Source organism: Bradyrhizobium sp. PRIMUS42 (assembly GCF_023006515.1).
GTDB lineage: Bacteria > Pseudomonadota > Alphaproteobacteria > Rhizobiales > Xanthobacteraceae > Bradyrhizobium.
The window spans coordinates 1-2,361 of the sequence record NZ_JALBGZ010000865.1; the positions used below are offsets into that span (position 1 = coordinate 1).

Here is a 2,361-nt window from a genome sequence, read left to right on the forward strand (position 1 = left end):
CTCACACCACGGGCTGCCTCCCCACCCTGTCCCGCACCTCGGCCGCGATCTCGAACGAGCGCAGCCGCGCGGAATGGTCGTAGATCTGCCCCGTCGTCATCAGCTCGTCCGCGCCGGTCTCGGCGATCAGTGCCTTCAATTTTTCTTCCACCATTTCGGGCGAGCCGACCGCGGAGCAGGACAGCGACTGGCCGACCATGGCCTTCTCCGCCGGCGACCATAGCGCGTCCATGTCGTCCACCGGCGGCGGTAGCGGACCCGGCGTGCCGCGGCGAAGATTGATGAACTGCTGCTGCAGCGAGGAGAACATCCGCTGCGCCTCTGCCTCGCTATCGGCGGCAAACACATTGACGCCGATCATCGCATAGGGTTTTTCAAGCTGCGCCGACGGCTCGAAGCGCGCGCGATATTCGCGCAGCGCCGGCATCATCATCTGCGGGGCGAAATGCGAGGCGAACGCGAACGGCAGCCCGAGCATCGCCGCCAGCTGCGCGCCGAAGGTGCTCGAACCCAGGATCCAGAGTGGCACCTTCGTCCCCATGCCGGGCACGGCGCGGATCGCCTGGTTCGGCTTGATATCGCCGAGCAGCGCCTGCAACTCCAGCACGTCATGCGGAAAATTCTCGGACGTGGTCGCGAGGTCGCGCCGAAGCGCCCGTGCGGTGAACTGATCGGTGCCCGGCGCCCGCCCGAGCCCGAGATCGATCCGTCCGGGATAAAGCGATTCCAGCGTGCCGAACTGCTCGGCGATGACCAGCGGCGAATGGTTCGGCAGCATGATCCCACCCGAGCCGACGCGGATCGTCTTCGTGCCGCCCGCGATGTGCCCGATCACCACCGAGGTCGCAGCGCTCGCGATGCCCGTCATGTTGTGGTGCTCGGCCAGCCAGAACCGCTTGTAGCCCCAGGCTTCCGCATGCCGGGCGAGATCGAGCGAATTGCGGAACGCCTGCGCGGCGTCGCCGCCTTGCCGGATCGGCGCGAGGTCGAGGACGGAGAAGGGGATCATGGGGAATGTCCGGGTGGAGGGCGATAGGCGCCGGGCCTTCACATGTAGTGCCATCCGGCGCGAATGTTAGCACGGCGAGGCTGCCTGACCGTCGGCGCAACGATGCCATTCGAAATTGCCGTGCCGGCCCTCCGGGGGCGGCCATCACGTCTTCCCGCGCGTATCCTTCAAGAGGTCAGGTTTGACGCGACCGCCGGCGCCGAAAGCGTTGAGAACCTCGCCGCAAAACGCGCCGATCTCGACGGCATCGGCGCGCACTGCATATTCGGCAGCTCCTCGTTCCCGGGCGATGTCTTTCGTCCCTTCCGGCGTCGCATGTTGCGAGTTTGGTCCTTTGCGCAAGAACTCCGTCCAGGATGATCGTCCTGTCGCGATGATCGCTTCCGCGGCCTGTGCGTTCGCCTCGATGCCCGGGCATTTGCCGGGGACGGCAAGTGCATAGTACGCTGCGAAAAACGGGGGCCAATGACTTGTCTGCATCGGGCTCTTGGTCCGGTCGCAGGCCGATTCCGGCGATCGCGTCGGCCTCCGTGCAGCGGGCCAACGTCTCCGGCGGATCGCGCCGGGAGAACGCGATTTGAATGCCCTTGTAGAGCAGCTTCACCCTGACGCGCCGGCCCGAAGGATTGCCGGGGCTTTTGAGATTGAGGATGTACCCGTCCTTCAGTTTCCGGTGCGACACGATGTCGGCGCCGCACATGGAGCCGCCGCAAAATTCGTAGCTGGTCGCGCTGATCGAAGTCATGTTGTCGGACTTGCGGTGGTAGGACTGGCATTGAGTCGGACTGTTGCCGTAGTGGCCGATGAGATCGCGGGGGCCGTTGGGATAGGCTTTTCCCTCGGCGGCCTCCGCCATCTGTCCGGCGAAGATCGACAGCACAGCGATCGCAATCAGCCGCTCATCGTCACATTCCCCACTCTCGGTACACGCACGGGTGTCCTGTCCGGATGATGCACCATCTCCACGGAAAGCTACCGCAAAGCCGGCGGGCAATGAAGATGCATGCCCGGTGTCGGAGCCTCCACGTGAGCCCCGCACGCCCGTTCACAACACTGTTATTGCAACCCCTTGCGCCCGTCGTCGCAACTGGGCGTTTCAGCCCTGTTGTTGTATCCTTGACGCAGCCACCCGGTCGCCCGGAGGAATTGATATGCCAATGGTCGTACTCAACCGCCGCAATCTCCTCGTCGCCGGTGCCTCCGTTCTGGCAGCCGGCGCATCCAGCCTCCTCTCGCCGGCCCGCGCCGCTGGCCTCGCTCCGACCGAATCGATGTCGGGTGGCGCTAACAACTACCGCAAGGGCGCGGCGGTCGTGGATCGCATCGGCAAGGGCGGTTTTTGGATGAGCGGC

Annotated in this window: 2 protein-coding genes and 1 pseudogene; 1 reads left to right on the forward strand and 2 read right to left on the reverse strand. The window is 65.1% G+C overall.

Features of this window, described 5'->3' with window-relative positions:
- Position 1 precedes the first annotated feature (1 nt).
- Both MOV75_RS34870 and MOV75_RS34875 read right to left on the reverse strand, forming a co-directional pair.
- Positions 2 to 1,009 (reverse strand): LLM class flavin-dependent oxidoreductase, encoded by a 1,008-nt coding sequence (locus MOV75_RS34870; RefSeq protein ID WP_246922941.1) that lies wholly within the window; start codon positions 1,007 to 1,009, stop codon positions 2 to 4.
- Between the two features lie 175 nt (positions 1,010 to 1,184).
- Entirely contained in the window at positions 1,185 to 1,889 is a 705-nt protein-coding gene (locus tag MOV75_RS34875) for a hypothetical protein (RefSeq protein ID WP_246922939.1), read from the reverse strand.
- 271 nt (positions 1,890 to 2,160) lie between these two features.
- Here MOV75_RS34875 and MOV75_RS34880 point away from each other — a divergent pair.
- Positions 2,161 to 2,361 (forward strand): annotated as a pseudogene (locus tag MOV75_RS34880) (Twin-arginine translocation pathway signal); the annotation flags it as partial.

What these genes read in the sequence shown, in the direction of transcription:
- MOV75_RS34870 (WP_246922941.1), bottom strand. Translation starts at nt 1,009, where the DNA reads ATGATCCCCTTCTCCGTCCTCGACCTCGCGCCGATCCGGCAAGGCGGC.